Source organism: Pseudoclavibacter sp. JAI123 (genome assembly GCF_013409665.1).
Lineage (GTDB): Bacteria > Actinomycetota > Actinomycetes > Actinomycetales > Microbacteriaceae > Pseudoclavibacter.
Genome location: NZ_JACCCM010000002.1, coordinates 612,126 through 626,097, shown reverse-complemented (window position 1 = coordinate 626,097; position 13,972 = coordinate 612,126). Strand labels below are relative to the sequence as shown.

Below are 13,972 nucleotides of genomic sequence, written 5' to 3'. Positions count from 1 at the left end.
GGCGCTACGCGCGCTGCGCGAAGGCGCTCTCGTACAGGCAGACGGATGCGGCGGTCGCGAGGTTCATCGACTCCGCCTGACCGTAGATCGGCACGCTCATCGTCGCGTCAGCGTAGGCCAGCTGCTCCGCATCGAGGCCACGGGCCTCGTTGCCGAAGAGCCACGCGGTCGGCTGAGCCAGCTCGCCCGACTCGCGCGCGGAGAGCAGATCCGAACCGTCGATGTCGGCGGCCACGACGCGCAGTCCCGCGTCACGAGCGCGCGAGGTCGCGACGTCGAGCGTCACCTCGACAGCGATCGGAAGGTGGAAGATCGAGCCGGTGCTCGAGCGGACGACCTTCGAGTTGTAGAGGTCGACCGTGCGACCCGTGAGGATCACGGCGTCAGCACCCGCAGCATCAGCTGCCCGGATGATCGTGCCCAGGTTGCCAGGGTCGCGCACCTCCTCGAGGATGGCGACGAGCTTCGGGGAGCCGCTCAGCGCATCCCGGATGGAGGCCGGGAACTGACGGCAGACCGCGATCACGCCCTGGGGCGTGCGGGTGTCCGCCATCGCGTCGATGGCCTCCTCGCTCGCGAAGTCGACCTCGAGCTGCGCCTCCTCGGCGAGGCCGCGCAGCTCGGAGTGACGCTCGAGCGCCGTGGGCGTGACGAACAGCTCCTCGATGAGCTCGGGGCGCGAGACGAGCGCCTCACGGACGGCCTGCGGGCCCTCGATGACGAACAGGCCAGTCTCCTGGCGCTCGGACTTCTGCGAGAGCTTCCTGACTTCCTTGACTCGCGCGTTCCGCGGACTCTCGATCATGGTGTCGACTTCTTCCTGCGCACGGGGCGCTGCTTGGCTGGAGTGATGGTTCAGGGGCCGATCTCATGCGGGGCGGCACCGTCCCGATGCGGGCGGCTGCGGAGCTCGAGGCAAAAGAAAATGCGGCCGAGAGCTGGACTCTCGGCCGCATGTTCAGACGGCCGCTGACTGCATATCGAGTCGGGCCGCGGAGTTCGCTACGCTGCTGCGCGCGGGGCCGACGTGTCGGCCGGGAGGGCCTGCTTGGCGGCCTCGACGAGACCCGCGAACGTCGCGGGCTCGTTCACGGCGAGCTCAGCGAGGATGCGGCGGTCGACCTCGATGCCGGCAAGGCCGAGGCCCTGGATGAAGCGGTTGTACGTGAGGCCGTTCGCGCGGGACCCGGCGTTGATGCGCTGGATCCAGAGGCGACGGAACTCGCCCTTCTTCGCGCGACGGTCGCGGTACGAGTAGACCATCGAGTGGATGACCTGCTCCTTGGCCTTCCGGTACAGGCGCGAACGCTGTCCGCGGTAGCCGGATGCGCGCTCAAGGATGACGCGACGCTTCTTCTGGGCGTTAACCGCCCGCTTTACACGTGCCATGTGTGTTGATTCTCCTCAGTAAGTTCGTGTGCGGGGCGGCTTAGTGGCCGAGCAGCTTCTTGGCGACCTTGGCGTCGGCCGGGGACAGGAGCTGGTCCTGGTTCAGGCGAGCCTTGCGACCGGGGGACTTGACCTCGAGGTTGTGGCGGAGGCCAGCCTGCTGCTTCATGATCTTGCCGCTTCCGGTGACCTTGAAGCGCTTCTTGGCGCCCGAGTGGGTCTTCTGCTTCGGCATTACTTCTCCTCTGTTGGTGCAGACTCTGCTGCAGACTCTGTCGCAGCTTCATTTACAGCTGGTTGTGCAGCTTCGTCTGGTGACGGCTGCCCGTGCTTGGCCGCCCGCGACGCCTCGCGAGCGGCGTTCCGCTTTGCGGAGGCATCGGCCTTCACGTCGGACTTGTTCCGGAACGGGCCGATGATCATGACCATGTTGCGGCCATCGATCATGGGGTTGGACTCGACGGTGCCGTACTCCGAGACCTCTTCAGCGAAGCGCTGGAGAAGACGCACGCCCATCTCCGGGCGCGACTGCTCGCGACCGCGGAACTGGATCATGGCCTTGACCTTGTCGCCGTCTTCGAGGAAGCCGATAGCGCGCTTGCGCTTGGTCTCGTAGTCGTGGGCGTCGATCTTCAGGCGGAAGCGGACCTCTTTCAGGACCGTGTTGGCCTGGTTGCGGCGGGCTTCTTTGGCCTTCTGGGCGGCCTCGTACTTGAACTTCCCGTAATCCATGATCTTGGCGACGGGTGGCTTCGAGTTAGGGGCGACCTCGACGAGGTCGAGCTCAGACTCCTGCGCGAGGCGCAGGGCCATCTCGAGCTTGACTACTCCGACCTGCTCACCGCCCGGGCCGACAAGGCGGACTTCACTGGCACGGATGCGGTCATTGGTACGTGGTTCGCTGATGGAAGGCTCCTGACTTCACTGAATGTGGAAAGGAGGCGTCACACCAACAGCACTGCGCTCGCAGCGTGTTTCCACCCGACGTCATGGAGTCTGCAGATCGCGCAACTCGTGCACGTCCTGCAGGCTCTGTGACCTCTTCCCGCCCAGCCGTGAGGCCGAACTGAGGAAGGGAGTGGAGCAACCCGGTAACCTACGTAGAGCGGTTTGCGCGGGTGGGACGAATCCTCTTTCGCGGTCTCTGCACAGCAGAAACCGATCGCTACATTACCAGAACTTCGCACAAAGGACCAGCGTGACCGACGCCTCACTCGAAAACCCCTCCGCCACCGATCCCGAGTACGGCGACCTGCGCCGCGACATCGGCGAAGTGCCCGCGGTGGAGCTCATCACGACCACTGCAGTCCACCTCATGAGCGCCGCAGCGGTCGCGTGCGGACTCGATGAGGACAGCGGTGAGGACGAGCTCGACCTCGACGAGGCCCGCAAGCTCATCTCAGCACTTGCCGGCCTCCTCACCGCGAGCCTCCCGTACCTCGGCGACCACCACGCGCGACCGCTCCGCGACGGTCTTCGCTCGCTGCAGCTCGCGTTCCGCGAAGCGTCGGACCACCCCGACGCCGTCGGCAAGGGGCCGGGCGAGGACCTCACGGGTCCCGTCTACGGCTAGTCGTTCGCAGCCGCCTGCCGGATCGCCGCACGTCGCGGTGGGCAGGCGGCTCAGGGAGCGGTCGAGCCTCGCCCCTCAGCCGGGCCGATCATCTCCGCCACGATGGCCGCGGAGAGGGTCACGAGCGGCAGGCCGCCCCCGGGATGCGATGACCCCCCGACCAGGTAGAGTCCCTCGACCGGCTGCCGGTTCGCAGGACGCAGGAACGACGCCTTCGCCCCGTTCGACGCCGTGCCATAGATCGAGCCCCCTGGTGAGCGCGTCTCCCGCTCGAGGTCGGCGGGCGTGCGGATGCGCATCCACCGCACGTGGTCGCGCACGTCCACGCCACGTTCGGCCATCAGCTCGAGCAGCGACTCCGCATACTGCTCGGCGAGGCCGGGCTCATTCCAGTCGACGCCGTGCTCGGGGTCGTGGCGAGGCGCGTTGACGAGCACGAACCAGGCACCGCTGCCTGGACCGGGAACGATCTCCGGGTCCTCGGGTGCGGCGATGTAGATCGTGGGCCGCTCGACCGGCTTCGGCCCCGACTGCGCCTGCCCTCCGATGCCGAAGATCGCGTCGAACTCAGCGTCGTAGTCCTCGGCGAAGAGCACCCGGTGGTGCGTGGCTTCGCCGTGTTCGAAGGCGACCTCGTCCAGCCCGTCGAGCGCAAGCAGCAGGACGAACCCGGACAGCGACGGGTCGAGCTTCGCGTGGCTCCTCGCCGCGCGCCGGGCGCCCTCGCTGCTGAGCAGCTTCCCGTAGACCGTCTCCGCGTCTGCGTTCGAGACCACGACGTCGGCGGCGATGCGCTCGCCGTCCGCCGTCTCGACGCCCGATACCCGCGCACCCTCCTGCAGGATGCGGGTCACATCCACCCCCGTCCGGATTCGCGCACCGCACTCGCGGGCCCGGTCGGCGATGGCTGCGCCCAGGCGCCAGAGACCACCAGGCACGTACCAGGACCCGTACGCCTGCTCTGCAAACGGGACGGTCGCAAGGGCCGACGGCGCCCGCCTCGGGTCCGAGCCGGTGTAGGTCGCATAGCGGTCGAGCAGCGCGCGCAGGCGCGGGTCGGCGAGGTCCTGCTCGCCGAAGCCGCGGAGGCTCCGCCACGGGGCGACCTTCGCGAGCGACAGCGGGTTCGCGGCGAGCCTCGCGATACCGGCCGCGGTGATGGGCGACTCGAGGAACGGGCCACGGGCGATGTCCCACACCTTTCCGGAGCGCTCGAGGAACCTCGACCACTGCCGCCCAGATCCTGAACCGAGTGCCGCATCCAGCGCACCGGGGATCTCCTCGACGCGACCGGGCATGTCGAGCTCGGTGCCGTCCGCGAATCGATACCTGCACGCGACCTCGAGGCGCCGGAGCTCGAGCACCGACTCGAGCGGCGCACCCGTCTGACCGAACAGCTCGGCGAAGACGTACGGCATCGTCACGAGCGATGGCCCAGTGTCGAAGAGGAAGCCATCGTGCTCGATGGTGCCGAGCTTCCCGCCGATGACGTCGGACTGCTCGAGAACCGTCACGTCGTGACCGAGCGACGCGAGGCGCGCCGCCGTGGCGAGCCCGCCGACGCCCGCGCCGATCACGACGACACGGCTCATCGCGGAGCGTCCCCGCTGCGAGCGCCGGTTGTCACGAGGTCATCTGTCGACCTGCGCGCACGCCAGTCGCGCAGCAGCACGACGACAAGCGGCACCGCGATAGCGCCCATGATGATGCCGCCGACGAGAGCGACGCTCGGACGCTCGAAGAAGGTCAGGTTGCCGACGACGCACGTCGCATAGGTCCACAGGTAGACCGTGAACGGAACCGCGTCGCCCGGTGCGCCCTCGATCCGCTTCGACCTCGCGGCCACGGCATCGATGAGCCCGCAGATGATGAGGGAGACGAGGTACCAGCCGAGGAAGTTCGTGAGCGGGATGCCGTCGACGCCGGGGATGCCGGGATCAGGGTGCTTCCAGCCCCAGTGCCCCGAGTCGACCATCTGCGGGTCGAGGAACACGTCCCAGGCGGTCAGCGCCCACGCGGCGACCGCGACGCGCGCGATGCGGCGCAGGACCCCGGGGGCCGTGCCGACGAGGCGCCGCGCGATGATGACCGCCGGGTAGGCGATCGTCACCCACGCGAGGGGCACGATCAGGGGCACCTCGAAGAGCGAGAAGCCCAGCGACGGGGTATAGATGTACTGCCCGAACGGGAAGCTCGTCGCGACGCCGACGACCTCGGCGAAGAAGCCGATCGCGGCCGCTGCGAGCAGCACGGACGCGAACTTCGGCCCCCTCGTCGCCCAGGCGTGCAGCACGCCGGTGGCAGCCAGGAGCGCGACGCTCGCGATCGTCAGCGGTATCGTTCCCCCACCCGTGAAGGCGAAGAGACTCTGCACGAACATGCCGGCGGCAAGGGTCACCCACATGAGTCGTCGTGTGATGGCGTTCATCTTGAGTCCGTTCCTCTCGGTCGTGGCTCTGGATCTTCGTCGTCTGGTCCCGTGGCCCGTGGTGGGTCTCGCCGCACGGAGCTCATCCCGTCTCGCCCGCCCACCCTTCGACCGCATCCACTGCGAATCTGGCGAAGAGCTCTTCCGCGAACCACTCGCCAGCCCTGCTGTCGAGCATCGCCGCGCGGTGCGACGGCGCACCGGCGATGAACTCCCGAAGCGCTGGCGCCGACTCCCACAGCGTGAAGGTGCCCAGCAGGCCCGCCGGGAGCTCCCCCATCCCGAATCCGAGCCGCAGACCACGCGACCTCGCCTGCATCAGCTCGGCGGCGATGGGCGGCACGGTCCCAGAGAAGCGGTGCACCGCCGAGGGACGGATCCGGGCGCGAGTGATCACGGCGACCCGCTGCCCCTCGGCTGCTTCGGCAACCGCCGGGCCGAACGGCTCGCGGCCGCCCCACAGCCCGACGGAGCGGATGGCGCGCATGCGAACCCTGACCCGCTCCCGCGCGCTCGCATCCCAGGCGGCGACCAGTGGCCCACGGTCGAAGGCATCAGCCGCCTGCTGCGACTCCCAGGAGGCGACCAGCGCCCAGTGCCCGAGGTCGGCGTCTCGGGACGAGAAGCTCGTCCCCTTCGCCGTGCCGAGGATGCGGGAGAAGCGCAGCCCCTCCGGCCTGCGGCGCCCGAGCAGCTGCAGCGTCGTCTTCGCCGTCAACCCGAGGCCGGTGCTCGCGCTACCGGTTCCCCAGAGGTGGACGGTGGCGACCGTCACCGGTTCTCGACCCCCAGCGGCCCGGCGCTGCGGTCGCCCCGCACATGCTTGAGGACGAGCTCCGCGCTGATCAGGCACATCGGCACACCGACACCGGGGTTGACCGTCGCACCCGCGTAGTACAGCCCCTTGACCTTCGGGGAGGCATTGCCCGCTCGGAGCATGGCCGACTGGGCGAGCTCGTGCGACGGGCCGAGGATGCCGCCGCGCCACGAGTTGTAGTCGTTCACGAAGTCCGCGGGCCCGAGCGTGCTCCGAACGACGATGCGGCTGGCCAGATCGGGAGCCCCGGTCCACTCGGCGAGCTGGGCGATCGCGAGGTCGGCGATGCGCTCGACCTCCGCGTCTCCCCGGCCGTCCGCTCCTCCCCCGCCGATGGCGGGATCCCCCTTCACCGGGATGAGCATGAACAGGTTCTCGTGCCCGTCTGGCGCGACCTCGGGATCGGTTGCGCTCGGCTTGCACACGTAGACGGAGACCGGGTCCGGCAGCGCAACGCCAGTCCCGAAGATGGCGTCGAAGTTCTCGCCCCACTCCTTCGTGAGGAGCAGCGAGTGGTGCGGGAGCGTCGGCAGCTCGCCTTCGACACCGAGCATCACGAGCACGGCGCCCGGACCGGAGTCGGTCTTCTGCCACACCCGCTCCGGGTAGCTGCGGTACCGCTCCGGCAGCAGCTGCGTCTCCGTGTGGTGCAGGTCAGCCGCCGAGACGACCACCTCGACGTCCTCGAAGTGCCGCTTGCCCGCCGCGTCCCGCCAGTGCACACCACGGCTCCACCCGTGCGAGACGGCGATGCCCGTGACCTCGGCCTCGAGCCTGAACTCGACTCCGGCCTCGACCGCGAGGCCGTGCAGCGCATCCACCACGGCCGTGAAGCCACCCATCGGGTACTGCACGCCCTCGACGAGATCCATGCGGCTCATGAGGTGGTAGATCGCCGGCGCGCGGCGCGGGTCGGTTCCGAGGAACACAGCCTGGTACGCGAGGATTTGGCGAAGCAGCGGATGCGTGAAGGACTCCTCGACGAACTTCTCGAGGGGCGTGGTCAGCCAGGTGAGGAGATCCGGCAGCTCGCGGCGGACTCGCTCGCCGACCAGGGACAGCGGGTTCGCGAACGTGTTGTAGAGGAAGACGTCCTCGGCCATGTCCATGGCGCGTCTGGCGGTCTCGAGGTAGTCATCGAACGCGGAGAGCGCGTCAGGCTCGAGCTCGGCGACCAGCTCACGCACGGCGTCCTGGCCGTACGGGATGGAGATGGGCTCGCTGCGTGCGCCGTCGGCGGTCGGCTCCGGGAAGACGCGGTAGCCGGGGTCGAGCATCCTGAGGTCGAGCTGCTCCTCGGTGCTCGTGCCCGCCAGTGCGAAGTAGTGGTCGAAGACGCTCGGCATGAGGTACCAGCTCGGGCCGGTGTCGAAGCGGAACCCATCGACTTCAAGAAGACCGGCTCGGCCTCCCACCCTGTCGTTCTTCTCGAGCACGGTCACGGCGAAACCGTCCCGCGCGAGGAGGATCGCCGTGGCGAGCCCCGCCATTCCAGCGCCGACGACAACTGCTCGAGTGCTCATGATCGTGTCTCCAGAAGGACTCGTGCTGCGATACGCGCCTTCTCGGCGCCGGGAACCCTGACTCGCGTCGTGCGCAACTGCTCCGCTGGCGTCGCCGCGATGCGGTCGGCCAGGGCGGAGAAGAGCGCGCTCGCGAGCGCGACACCCCTCCTGCAGTCTCGCGGAAGCAGCGGGATGCCCGCATCCGCCGTCTCGATATCTGCGCGGATGCGGTCGAGCCAGATGAGCTTGCGACGCTCGTCGAGCGGCGCCGACTCGAGCCCCTCCACCGGGAGGTAGTCCCGGCCGAGCCGATCGGCGTCATCACCCACGTCGCGCAGGAAGTTCACGTTCTGGAAAGCCGCGCCGAGCGCGCACGCAGCCGCGTCTATCCGCTCGCGTTCCTCGTCCGTGCGAGAGACGCCCGTCAGGAAGACGCGGACGCACATCAGGCCGACGACCTCGGCGGAGCCGTAGACGTACCGCCGCTGCTCCTCCACGTCGAGGGACTTCGGCTCCAGGTCCATGCGCATCGACGCGAAGAAGGGGACGACCAGTTCGGCCCCGAACCCACAGCGTCGCGCCGTCACCGCGAACGCGTGCACCACCAGGTTGGTGCTGAATCCGGATTCGATCGCCTCCAGCGTCTGCGCCTCCAACCCGTCCAGCGCAGCGTGCTGCTGTTCGAGCGAGAGGCCGGCGAGCGCTCCCACACCGTCGACGATCTCGTCGGCGACCCGGACGAGCGCGTAGATGCTGCGCACGGGCTTCACCGTGCGGCGGCCGAGCAGCCGCGTGGCCGCCCCGAAGGAACTCGAGTACGCGAAGATGACCTCTGCCGCAGACTTCTCCGCCGTGCGCGTGTACTGCTCGAGCGGAGAGATCATGAGGTGCGCCGCTCCAGCAGCATGAGCAGCCGCTCCATCATCTCCGCAAGATTCCTATCGCCCTCGCGGCCCGAGGCGCCAACGGCACGGGCCGCGGCGCTCGCCCTCGCGAACTGCGCCGCGAGCTCCTGCTCGACAGCCGCACGTGAACCGGACGCGTCGATGAGGTCGCGCGCCTTCGCTCCGTCGATCTCGCTGAGCTGCGGGTCGCCGAGCAGCGACTCGAGCTCGTTCCATACGGGTGTCCCGCACGCGAGCGCGATCAGTGCCGTGAATTTGCCCTCGCGAATATCCGAGTACGGCGCCTTCCCGAGCTTGTGCTGATCTCCGAAGACGCCGAAGAGATCATCCTGGAGCTGGAACGCCAGGCCAGCCGCATCGGAGAACTGTGCGATGAGCCGCGCGTCCACGAGGTCTTCTCCACCCGCCGCTATCAGGCCGAGTTCCAGCGGAAGCAGAACGGTGTACGCCGACGTCTTGTTCGAGCTCATGGACAGCACCTCGGCGAGCGCGGGATGGTCTGCCCGGACCGACAGGCTGACATCGCTGAACTCTCCGGCCACAGACACGGAGAGCGCACGCTCGATGGCGTCGAGCACACGGAGGCGCACCGCATGCGGCAGGTCGATGCGCGCGACGCGCAGGTGGGCTTCCGAGAGCAGGAGGTCACCGACCAGGATCGCGGCGGCCTGGCCGAGACGGTTCCCGCGTTCGTCATCGAACTCCGAACCGCCGACGATCTCCTCGACGCTCCCAAGCAGGTTCCGCACACCACGGCGCATCGTGTCGTTGTCGATGACGTCGTCGTGCGTCAGGAACGCAAGATGGAGGAGCTCGGTCGCCGTCGCCAGCTCGATCACCGCATCCGGTACCTCTTCCGCGCCCGTGTAGGCGAGGTAGCTCTGTACGACCAGGGCCGGCCGAAAGAGCTTGCCGCCCTCCGCACTCCGAGCCGTAATGCGCCAGAGGGTCGCGAGGCCTTCATCGATGACACTGGCCGCCTGGACGCGCCCGTCGAGGAACTCCTCGATGCGCCGTCGCACCTCGAGCAGCTGCTTCGCTGCAAGCTCGAAGTCCGAACCCTGGCCACGGGGGCTCGCCAGAGGCTCACGAATCACTCGGCACCACTCCCTTTAGTTCGGTTGGCTAGCTATAAGAGTATCTAATTACTTCTCGGTGAGCCTACAGGCAAGCCTTGCCCGACATGCTGAGCCAGGTCAATCCCCTCTGCGACGCCACCAGGACCGCTTAGAATCGAGGCCCGTACGGCCCTGCGCCTCCCCCGCGTGAGACCCGGCGGCACGGGAGAAGGAGATGCCGAGGGAATCGACCTCGGTGCGGAACGCTTCACTCCCCTGCAGCAGCTCACTGGCCCGCCGCGACAGGTCGGCGAGCTCATCGCGGCCGACCGCTGGCCCCACATGGAGCACCACCCGCAGCTCCGGTCCGGTCAGCCGGGCCTCCGGATCGCCAGGCACGAGGTCGACACCGAGCACCTCGACCAGCTCTGCCATGACCCGAGAGAGCTCATCGGCGACCACGGGGTTGACCCACGGAGCGACCCACTCTTGCTCTTGCGCGATCGCCCACACCGCAGGTCGACGGACGACGAACTCCGTGTCACTCGTCGCGTCGACGACGATGAGGTCGCTGCCCTCGGCCGCAGCGGAGATGGCGGCACGTTGCATGAGCGCCGGGACCGGGCGGGCGGTCGGGTTCCACCGCTTCATCGCATCAGCCGACGTGAACACGGGAAGGACGGTGCGACCATCCGGACCGGCGACGGTCACGATCGAGAGATCGGCGCTCTTGTCGACGGTGGCACCTTGCTCGTTGACACCGGCCTCGCCGAGCTTCGCGACGAGAGGGATGAGCACTCTCGCTTGACGGAGAGCGTCGACGACGGCGTCCGGCCCGGCCTCGCGTGCGCGAAAGCGCTGCATCGCGGCGAGGAACGCTGCCGGCGCAGTGCCGTCGTCGTCACGGAAGGGGTTGTCGCCGAAGCTCCGCCCCGACCAGCTCTGGCCGGCCGAGTCAGCTTCGCTCGGGTGGAAGTGCTCAGGCAGGGACGGCATGGGTCGGCGCCTCTCGATTCAGGACGAGACGTCGAGCGCTTCGACCAGCGTGAACGCCCCGGAGTAGAGGGCCTTGCCGATGATCGCACCTTCGAGCCCCTGCGGGACCAACCCACGGAGAGCGACGAGGTCATCGAGACTCGAGACGCCGCCGGAGGCCACGACAGGTCGATCGGTGCGGTCGAGGATGTCGCTCAGGAGCTGCAGGTTCGGGCCCTGCAGCGTGCCGTCCTTGGTCACGTCGGTCACGACGTAGCGAGCACAACCGGCTTCTTCAAGACGCTCGAGCACTGTCCAGAGGTCGCCGGCATCGCGCGTCCAGCCGCGGGCCGCGAGCGTCGTGCCCCGCACGTCGAGACCCACGGCGATCAGCTCGCCGTAGCGGGCGATGACGCTGGCGGCCCACTCCGGGTTCTCGAGCGCCGCCGTACCGAGGTTGATGCGGCTCGCACCGGCTTCGACCGCACGCTCGAGCGACTCGTCGTCGCGGATCCCGCCGGACAGCTCGACGTTGACGTGCTTGGCGGCCCGGATGACGCGCTTGATGACGCCGCGGTTCTCACCGCGCCCGAAGGCGGCGTCGAGGTCGACGAGGTGGATCCACTCGGCGCCCTGCTCGATCCAGTCCTCGGCCGCATCGACGGGGTCGCCGTAGTTCGTGGCCGAGTCTGCTTCCCCCTGGACCAGGCGGACGGCCTTACCACCCGCGAGGTCGATTGCGGGGAAGAGCACGAGCTCCGGTGACGTGTTGAATTCGCTCACGAGCGTTGGTTCCTTGTTCTCGTTCAGAGGCGCCTGGACGTCGACGCCGGAAGGTCAGGCCCTGGCCGTCCGGGCAATAGCGTATCGGCAGGCAGTCGCGCCGCGCGCCGAGGCGATCGGCCTAGGCCCGCGTCGGGAGCGTCTCGATCCAGTTGCGGAGCAGGCGAACGCCGGCCTCGCCAGACTTCTCGGGGTGGAACTGCGTGGCGGAGAGCGGGCCGTTCTCGACGGCCGCGATGAAGCGCTCGCCGTGCTCCGCGTATGTGACGAGCACCGGGCGGGCCTTGGGATGCGGCTCGAGCGGGAGCTCGTGCGCCGCGTACGAGTGCACGAAGTAGAAGCGCTCATCGGCGATGCCCGCGAAGAGCTTGGAGTCGGTCGGCGGCTCGACGAGGTTCCAGCCCATGTGCGGAAGCACGTCGGCGTGGAGCTCGGTCACTTCCCCTGGCCACTCGCCGAGACCCTCGGCGCGCTCCCCGCCCTCGATGCCGCCGTCGAAGAAGATCTGCATGCCGACGCAGATGCCGAGGACCGGGCGACCGCCGGCGAGGCGCCTGCCGACGATCTCGCCGATGCGCTGCCGGTTGATGGCTTCCATGACGTGCGCGAAGCTGCCCACGCCCGGGACGACATAGCCGTCGGCGTCGTAGGCTGCGGCGCGGTCGGCGGTGAGCTCGACGTCGGCTCCCGCCGCTTCGAGCGCCTTGACTGCCGAGTGCACGTTGCCTGAGCCGTAGTCGGCGACGACGACGCGCGGACGGGCGGGTCCGGTCACAGGGCGCCCTTCGTCGAGGGGATGCCGACGACCTCGGGGTCGACGCGCTTCGCAGCGCGGAACGCCCTGGCGAATGCCTTGAACTCTGCCTCGGCGATGTGGTGGGGGTCGCGCCCGCGGATGAGTTCGACGTGCACGGTCAGACCGGCGTGGAAGGTGATCGCCTCGAAGACGTGGCGCACCATCGCCCCCGTGAAGTGACCGCCGATGAGGTGGTAGACGAACGCGTCCGGCTCCCCCGTGTGCACGAGGAACGGTCGCCCTGAGATGTCGACGACTGCCTCAGCCAACGACTCGTCGAGCGGAACCCGCGCGTCGCCGTACCTGGCAATACCGGACTTGTCGCCGAGGGCCTGCCGGATCGCCTGACCGAGGACGATCGCCGTGTCCTCCACCGTGTGGTGCACGTCGATCTCCGTGTCGCCCGTGGCGCGGACCGTGAGGTCGGTGAGCGAGTGCTTCGCGAAGGCCGTGAGCATGTGGTCGTAGAACGGCACCGACGTCTGGATGTCGGCGATGCCGGTGCCGTCCAGGTTCAGGCTCAGCTCGATGGAGGACTCGCTCGTTGCTCGCGAGAGCGTCGCAGTGCGTGGCGTCGTGGTCATCCCTCCAGCCTAGGCCTTTCCGGCGTTCGTGATCTCGGCGAGAGCGTCCAGGAACGCGGACGTCTCCGCCCGTGTACCCGCCGTCACCCTGAGCGTGTTCGGGATGCCGACGTCGCGGACCAGGATGTCGCGTTCCAGCAGCCGAGCGAAGGTGTCTGCCGGGTCATCGACGCCCCCGAAGAGCACGAAGTTCGCCCCGGACTCCCAGGGCGTGAAACCGAGCGCCGGGAGCTCTGCGAGAAGGCGGTCCCGCTGCTCGCGGATGGCGTCGACCTGCTGCAGCATGATCTCGGAGCACTCGAGTGCGGCGGTTGCCGCGGCCTGGGTGATTGCAGACAAGTGGTAGGGAAGGCGGACCAACCGCACGGCATCCACGACGGCAGAGTCGGCCGCGAAGTACCCGACTCGAGCACCCGCGAACGCGAATGCCTTGCTCATGGTCCTCGAGACGACGAGCCGCTCGCGCCCGGGAAGCAGCGAGAGCGCGGTCTCCTCGCCGTCTGGGAGGAACTCGGCGTAGGCCTCGTCGACGATGAGGATGCCGTCGGTCGCTTCGTAGGCCGCGGCGATCACGCTGAGGTCGGTCGCGGTGCCCGTCGGGTTGTTGGGCGAGCAGATGATCGTGATGTCGGGCTGCTCCCGCTCGATGGCCTCGGTGACGAGCTCTGCGGTGATCGTGAAGTCACCGGCGCGCGGCACGGGCACCCAGGTGGACCCCACACCTTGGGTGAGCAGCGGGTACATCGAGTAACTGGGTGTGAAGCTGAGCACACTCCGGCCTGGCCCCCCGAAGACCTGCAAGAGCTGCTGCATGATCTCGTTGGAGCCGTTCGCCGCCCACACCTGCTCGGGAGAGATGCCGTGACCCAGGTAGACACTCAGCCGCTCCCGGAGTGCGGTGAACTCGCGGTCCGGGTACCGGTTGAGACCCGGGAGCTCGCGAGCGATCGCTTCGATGATGCGTCTTGCGACGACCTCTGGAACCTGGTGCGGGTTCTCGTTGACGTTGATGGCGACGCGCACCGGTTGCTGAGGCGCACCATATGGGGTGAGTCCGCGAAGGTCGTCGCGGATGGGCAGGTCTTCGAACGAGGTCACCGGACAAGCCTACGACGAGGCCCCCACCACGCCCCGGCCGAGGTGTTCGTCGACGACATGT

Annotated in this window: 16 protein-coding genes; 1 reads left to right on the top strand and 15 read right to left on the bottom strand. The window is 68.5% G+C overall.

Annotated features, from left to right (window positions below):
- Positions 1-4: 4 nt before the first annotated feature.
- The 4 genes from HDC34_RS15000 to infC all read right to left on the bottom strand — a co-directional run bounded on the left by HDC34_RS15000 (position 5) and on the right by infC (position 2,295).
- Positions 5-805 (bottom strand): RNA methyltransferase, encoded by an 801-nt coding sequence (locus HDC34_RS15000; protein WP_151424830.1) that lies wholly within the window; start codon positions 803-805, stop codon positions 5-7.
- A gap of 197 nt (positions 806-1,002) precedes the next feature.
- Complete coding sequence (gene rplT / locus HDC34_RS14995; protein WP_104252999.1) at positions 1,003-1,389, bottom strand: 50S ribosomal protein L20; 387 nt, start codon at positions 1,387-1,389, stop codon at positions 1,003-1,005.
- Positions 1,390-1,429: 40 nt separating this feature from the next.
- Positions 1,430-1,624 (bottom strand): 50S ribosomal protein L35, encoded by a 195-nt coding sequence (gene rpmI, locus HDC34_RS14990; protein WP_068481113.1) that lies wholly within the window; start codon positions 1,622-1,624, stop codon positions 1,430-1,432.
- Entirely contained in the window at positions 1,624-2,295 is a 672-nt protein-coding gene (gene infC, locus HDC34_RS14985) for a translation initiation factor IF-3 (protein ID WP_104253000.1), read from the bottom strand. Before infC ends, rpmI begins: the two co-directional genes overlap by 1 nt.
- Before the next feature lie 292 nt (positions 2,296-2,587).
- Here infC and HDC34_RS14980 point away from each other — a divergent pair, with 292 nt between their 5' ends.
- Positions 2,588-2,962, top strand: a complete 375-nt coding sequence (locus HDC34_RS14980) for a DUF1844 domain-containing protein (protein ID WP_104311528.1) — start codon at positions 2,588-2,590, stop codon at positions 2,960-2,962.
- 50 nt (positions 2,963-3,012) lie between these two features.
- Here HDC34_RS14980 and HDC34_RS14975 read toward each other — a convergent pair whose 3' ends face one another.
- The 11 genes from HDC34_RS14975 to HDC34_RS14925 all read right to left on the bottom strand — a co-directional run bounded on the left by HDC34_RS14975 (position 3,013) and on the right by HDC34_RS14925 (position 13,911).
- Positions 3,013-4,554, bottom strand: a complete 1,542-nt coding sequence (locus HDC34_RS14975; RefSeq protein ID WP_179557571.1) for an NAD(P)/FAD-dependent oxidoreductase — start codon at positions 4,552-4,554, stop codon at positions 3,013-3,015.
- Entirely contained in the window at positions 4,551-5,390 is an 840-nt protein-coding gene (locus HDC34_RS14970; RefSeq protein ID WP_211891564.1) for a carotenoid biosynthesis protein, read from the bottom strand. Before HDC34_RS14970 ends, HDC34_RS14975 begins: the two co-directional genes overlap by 4 nt.
- A gap of 82 nt (positions 5,391-5,472) precedes the next feature.
- The gene (locus tag HDC34_RS14965) at positions 5,473-6,165 is read right to left on the bottom strand and encodes a monooxygenase (RefSeq protein ID WP_104311526.1); all 693 of its coding nucleotides are present in this window, start codon (positions 6,163-6,165) and stop codon (positions 5,473-5,475) included.
- On the bottom strand, positions 6,162-7,730 hold the full coding sequence (crtI, locus tag HDC34_RS14960) for a phytoene desaturase family protein (RefSeq protein ID WP_179557570.1): 1,569 nt from the start codon (positions 7,728-7,730) through the stop codon (positions 6,162-6,164). The genes HDC34_RS14965 and crtI overlap by 4 nt, the downstream gene beginning before the upstream one ends.
- Entirely contained in the window at positions 7,727-8,596 is an 870-nt protein-coding gene (locus tag HDC34_RS14955) for a phytoene/squalene synthase family protein (protein WP_104311524.1), read from the bottom strand. Before HDC34_RS14955 ends, crtI begins: the two co-directional genes overlap by 4 nt.
- The gene (locus tag HDC34_RS14950; protein WP_179557569.1) at positions 8,593-9,714 is read right to left on the bottom strand and encodes a polyprenyl synthetase family protein; all 1,122 of its coding nucleotides are present in this window, start codon (positions 9,712-9,714) and stop codon (positions 8,593-8,595) included. The genes HDC34_RS14955 and HDC34_RS14950 overlap by 4 nt, the downstream gene beginning before the upstream one ends.
- A gap of 99 nt (positions 9,715-9,813) precedes the next feature.
- Positions 9,814-10,671 carry an SseB family protein gene (locus HDC34_RS14945; RefSeq protein WP_179557568.1) on the bottom strand — a complete coding sequence of 286 codons (858 nt, stop codon included), beginning with the start codon at positions 10,669-10,671 and terminating at the stop codon, positions 9,814-9,816.
- An 18-nt stretch (positions 10,672-10,689) separates the two neighbouring features.
- Complete coding sequence (priA, locus tag HDC34_RS14940) at positions 10,690-11,433, bottom strand: bifunctional 1-(5-phosphoribosyl)-5-((5-phosphoribosylamino)methylideneamino)imidazole-4-carboxamide isomerase/phosphoribosylanthranilate isomerase PriA (RefSeq protein ID WP_104286150.1); 744 nt, start codon at positions 11,431-11,433, stop codon at positions 10,690-10,692.
- Positions 11,434-11,554: 121 nt separating this feature from the next.
- Positions 11,555-12,208, bottom strand: a complete 654-nt coding sequence (hisH, locus tag HDC34_RS14935) for an imidazole glycerol phosphate synthase subunit HisH (RefSeq protein WP_179557567.1) — start codon at positions 12,206-12,208, stop codon at positions 11,555-11,557.
- Complete coding sequence (hisB, locus tag HDC34_RS14930; protein WP_179557566.1) at positions 12,205-12,813, bottom strand: imidazoleglycerol-phosphate dehydratase HisB; 609 nt, start codon at positions 12,811-12,813, stop codon at positions 12,205-12,207. The genes hisH and hisB overlap by 4 nt, the downstream gene beginning before the upstream one ends.
- Before the next feature lie 9 nt (positions 12,814-12,822).
- Positions 12,823-13,911 carry a histidinol-phosphate transaminase gene (locus tag HDC34_RS14925; RefSeq protein WP_179557565.1) on the bottom strand — a complete coding sequence of 363 codons (1,089 nt, stop codon included), beginning with the start codon at positions 13,909-13,911 and terminating at the stop codon, positions 12,823-12,825.
- Positions 13,912-13,972 lie beyond the last annotated feature (61 nt).